Here is a 4,976-nt window from a genome sequence, read left to right as displayed (position 1 = left end):
TTGCCCATACTTTTTGGCCAACAAAGTATAGAATAATTGCACTCTAAGAGATTTTTTATCAGAGTTTGAATATTGATACCCCACGATAAAACCATTTAAAAATAACAAAATTGTATTGAACGTTTTTTTATATGAGAACAATTTTAGTGGCTATAATTCTCATTTCCGTAAATAACATCGAAAAGGTTAGGGACACGCCTTACTACTCCAGCTTATTTCGTAGTTATGATTACATTTTTATCAATTTTTTTTTATGAGATAGCCCTGTCAAAATCATAACAAAACTTGACTCTTTAAAAGTCTTCCATTAGCATGAGGAGAGAGTCACCCGAGGTTAGAGTAAGTATGATTTATATTAATAGTAAAAATAACAGAAAAAAAACCTTTGTAGGAGTAGCGCTAATGGTGCTCCCATGGTTCAGTGAAAAGAATAGCGCATGGGCTTCTTCTGATTCTTCAAAAACTGATATGGATGTTTTATGCGTTGTGGGAAAACGTATCGTCAAAGAATCAGAAATTAATCAGATACTAGAACAAATAGAGAAAAAAAAGAAAGGAAAACCTGTTTCAGAAGAGGAAAAGACTCGTATAAAAGAAGATTACATTACTATGTGTCAACTCAGTGAATGGGCTAAGGTTCAAAAGTTAGATGAATTGCCAGAAACTAAATCTGCTCTTGACCAGGCATATATTTCTGCTGCACTGCGTAAATTAGGAGAAGATTCGGAACAGTTAACAAAAGATGAAATTGCTAAAGAAATGGAAGCTGTAAAAAAAGATCCTGATACTAAAGAAAGTGTGGCTATTGCGACGGTCATTGTTGATAAACAACGCAAAGGTAAAGAAAACATGGACGAAGAGTTACGAAAATTAGAAAATTTAAGAAGTGACACTTCAGGAAAAATATTTGAAACTTGGGCAAAAAAATTTCAGATAGATAATGCAAATGGGGAGTATAAAGTCAATGAATTGACGCTAAAAATGTTAAAATCTAGTCCTCAACTTTCAGAAGTATTTAAAGGAATGCAGGTTGGAGAGATTAAAGTAGTTCCATTAAATCAAGAGAATCGCCTAGTGCTTATTATACGTTTTATGAAAAAAGGGATTGCTACTTCAGAAAAAACTATCACTAATATTGCAGCGCAAAATATGAAGTCTAAAAAAATGCAGGAACTAATTAAAAAAATTAAAGAAGAGTTCCCACCAAAAAAAACTAAATAAGAAAATTAAAAATTTTTATGTTTTTAATGTAAAGCTTGTCAAAATGTAAAATATAGAATGCTTAAACCGCAAATTCCGTATATTATCCTAATTGAGATATGCAGAAAAATTAAAGCGGTCTAAGTAATAAAAATGTAATCTTAACGCTCCCAAAACAAGCTTTCTTTACTTCATCCCAATATTTGTTTTGAGACACGCTGTATCGATGGAAAGACTGTCTTTTGTATAGAATCAAAATGTAAACTTTTTTAATATCAGTTTTAAAAGTTACAAAAAATTAACACATAGATTAATGATACTTGATTGATCTGAACATTTATTTTAGCAATAGATAAACCCCAGAAAGAAAAAAGCCAAATGTCAAATATCACGCATCTGATACCTAGCTACCAAGAGTCCAAAATTTTTAAGAGATTCTCTCCTTAAAAACCCTAATTGAGGTAAAAACACATCACATACACCATGGTACTCAATCCAATTTTTTACTTTCCTATCTCTTGTTTCTGTATACTCGTATTTGTTTTTTCAAGCACCAGAAGCAGCTCTTATGATTTTAGAGTCAATCACTATTCATATCTGGTAACACGGTACTAAATATGCTTTGAAAAATTTCAGATTTAGCTTATTTCAGGAACTGTTTATGTACTATACTCTTACTCTTTGGGTAAAGTACTTTAGAGCGCAACCTTAGCCATTCACGTTAATGTTCTTATACATGATTCATTATCTTATTTTTTAGGCTTTCTAGTTCTTTACCAGATAAATTACTTTTGATTTATTGATCTTTTTTTAAATCCTCTAGCATTCGAGAAACGATGTTACAACGCCTCAATTACTCTCTGCTTCTCTTTCAATATTGACGCCACTTAGATCGGTCATCGCGAGGAAACATATATTATGCAATAAAGCGCATGTTTTATAGCATAATGATTTATAATCCATAATAGTTTTTTTGGCATTTTATACAAAAGAAAATAGTGTAGTATTTTTTCTATTGAGATTGTTACTTTTATTTTACAGGTTGAATCTACAGAAATTATATTTTTTATACTCTTTCACTTCGAATAATTCTTTTTTAGCTAATCTACATAGCTCAATATACAACATTTCTTATTCTCAATTCTGGCTTTTTTCCCTAATTATGTCAATATTCAGAACGCGTATTTAGTAATTTTTGATACAAAAATACAGCTTTACATCTCTGTGCAGAGTTTCTCGGTTGTCTTTTAACCACAATATATAGTTTAGTTATTTTACTGCAAAAAAATCTAATGAAGAATTTTGTACTGATAACCCCTAGTCTCCATTGTAGTACATGCTATCCTTAATATCGAGCCATACAAATAATTTTGGTATCTAGCAGCATCGTTACTTTTGATCCGCCACCTTTTTTCTTCTAGTACTAACCTGCTTTTCTGTAAGGTATGGACTGATTATGTACAATATTTTTCTATCATCCTAAGTCCGTCTTGAATCCTTTGCGTTTATGGTCATAACTTTATCATATACCGTATCCGCGAAATAATTTCTAAAATTTATCCAAATTAATTGGAAGAAAAAAACTTTTTAAAGTATCTTTTCACGATATACTGTTTTTATATAGTAAATAATTCCTTCAATATTTAATCTTAATCTTTATAAAATCTTGCATATTTTTTATCTTCCAGTGTCCTATTAATAACATTTCGAACATAGCATATAGTATATTCTGACTAGATTTTGCATTTTCTAGCTTTTTAAAAGAGTCTAAAAAACTTTCTCTATCCTTTACTTACACAATATACTTCAAATTTAACTCAGTTCAACGTTCTATCCTAACTGATAAATTTTATGGGAAGATATTAATAATTTTTTTCATGAGCTAATCCTAACAAAAAGTCTCTTTACTTTTAGAACATATCATGAAATGATATTTGAAAATACTTATTTGGATTGTTATGAATGAAAATTTAGATTATGCAAAAATAATTGAAGAAAACACAAAAACTCACAGTGTACTTATAGATTTTTTTGCTACCTGGTGTCCTCCATGTCAAACTCTTTTGCCGATTTTGGATAGTATTTCTAGTAATACTGAATGGTCTTCGTACTTAAAAGTTGTGAAAATTAACATTGATCAGTATCCGGTCATTGCTACTAAGTATCGTATTCAATCTCTGCCCACTTTAGTGCTCATTCCTAAACATCCCCAAAAAGTACTTGAAATCGCAAGACAGGTAGGGGGAATATCAGAAAAGGCATTGATAGAATGGTTGGATCAGCACAAAATTAGGGCATAATGTCTCACAAATTGGGGGACATTCGTTCGTCTCGTTACACAAAATGGACTATACCTCACGGATTTTTTCCAGGAAGTGTTGAGGGACGTAATTTGAGTGTTGGATACGAAAGTACTAAAACGTATTTAGAAAATCGTCATACTATTGTGCTTTCTATGGGAATGGATCCTGTTAAGGCGATATTTCCGTATCAAGTACACGGAGGTAATGTATGCATAATAGAAAAACAAATGCCTTCTGTATTACCCACGTGTGATGGATTAGTAACAGCTATTCCAGGAGTTACATTAGGTATCTCTACTGCAGATTGTGCACCTGTTCTCTTTTGGGATGGCGCAGACGTGGTCGGCATCTGTCATGCGGGCTGGAAGGGAACGCGCGCTGGGATATTAGAACATACCCTAGAAACAGTTCAAAGTATTTCAAAGACAGATAAAAAAATTCAGGCTTGTATAGGTCCTACTATTCGTTCTCACCATTATGAAGTGTCTTATGATTTTTATAATCTTTTTGTCAAAGAAGATGCAAAAAGTTCTCAGTTTTTTAAAGAACAAGGGTTTTTATCGTTTGATTTGCCGGGTTATGTTAAGTTTCGTCTTATGCAAAAAAATTGCGTAGTATTTGATACTTTAGAAGATACCTTTGAATCAAGCTTTGTGAGTCGAAGACAGTCTCGGCACCAGGGACTGCTCTCTAATCATAGTTTTGGATCGTTAATTGGGATTAGAAAAACAGATTAAATATCACAGGCTCTCCTCTCTTAGAAAACACGCAATTAAAACCTTGATATAAGAATTAAAATATAACATATTAGAAAACTTTCATCAATATATAAAACACTTTTATTTATTTCTCTTTTCTTGATCTTCATTTACTAGAGAAAAGAATTTTTTTATCGCTAAATGTTAGATTCTAGAGTACTACTACGGCGTATTCTTTGCGTATCGCAAACCCAGCCCCAATATCTTTCAATCTAACAAATTCTATCTTTGAACATCTATTACACCATCTACTTAATGTATTCTGGCGTCTCTCCAACACTTATGATGCTTTCTTTATGTTTTTCTTTTACTCAAATAATATATTAGCTTTTTGTTAAATCGTTACTATAGAGGCTTGTGAACATTTTTTCTTTTATGCTAGCGTAGTTATTTACCTAATTTAGGATGGTTTACTGGACTTTTAATCATATCCTACCCTATATTGTTTGTAACAAGAGAATACGTTTATTGAGCACTTAACCAAAATGAGACTTCCTTGACAATTACTATTCTCCCCAGAGCCCCCTCATAACAATAAATATTTGAAAAAAGAAAAATAATAAGGGAATGCCTTGAAGGGTGAACCATTTAAGGTAAGGTTCATGAAAGAAGTAGAAGAAGGGGGTTTAGATCATTTTAACCCCCTAAAAGATCCTAGGTTCAGTAGGAATAGGGTGCATGGGATGTATGAGGTATTCTTAGAGGCTTTGTGGGC

Annotated in this window: 3 protein-coding genes; all 3 read left to right on the top strand. The window is 32.0% G+C overall.

The window, feature by feature from the left end; all coding sequences use genetic code 11:
• The first annotated feature begins 345 nt into the window (after positions 1 to 345).
• The 3 genes from HCUR_RS00440 to HCUR_RS00430 all read left to right on the top strand — a co-directional run bounded on the left by HCUR_RS00440 (position 346) and on the right by HCUR_RS00430 (position 4,240).
• The gene (locus HCUR_RS00440) at positions 346 to 1,221 is read left to right on the top strand and encodes a hypothetical protein (RefSeq protein ID WP_104206282.1); all 876 of its coding nucleotides are present in this window, start codon (positions 346 to 348) and stop codon (positions 1,219 to 1,221) included.
• Between the two features lie 1,913 nt (positions 1,222 to 3,134).
• Entirely contained in the window at positions 3,135 to 3,500 is a 366-nt protein-coding gene (locus HCUR_RS00435; protein WP_207760831.1) for a thioredoxin family protein, read from the top strand.
• Positions 3,500 to 4,240 (top strand): purine nucleoside phosphorylase YfiH/LACC1 family protein, encoded by a 741-nt coding sequence (locus HCUR_RS00430; protein ID WP_104206280.1) that lies wholly within the window; start codon positions 3,500 to 3,502, stop codon positions 4,238 to 4,240. The genes HCUR_RS00435 and HCUR_RS00430 overlap by 1 nt, the downstream gene beginning before the upstream one ends.
• The last annotated feature ends 736 nt before the right edge of the window (positions 4,241 to 4,976 follow it).

It is taken from the genome of Holospora curviuscula, from assembly GCF_002930195.1.
GTDB lineage: Bacteria > Pseudomonadota > Alphaproteobacteria > Holosporales > Holosporaceae > Holospora > Holospora curviuscula.
Note: the sequence above shows the minus strand (reverse complement) of the source record. Positions and strands in the feature narration are given on the sequence as shown.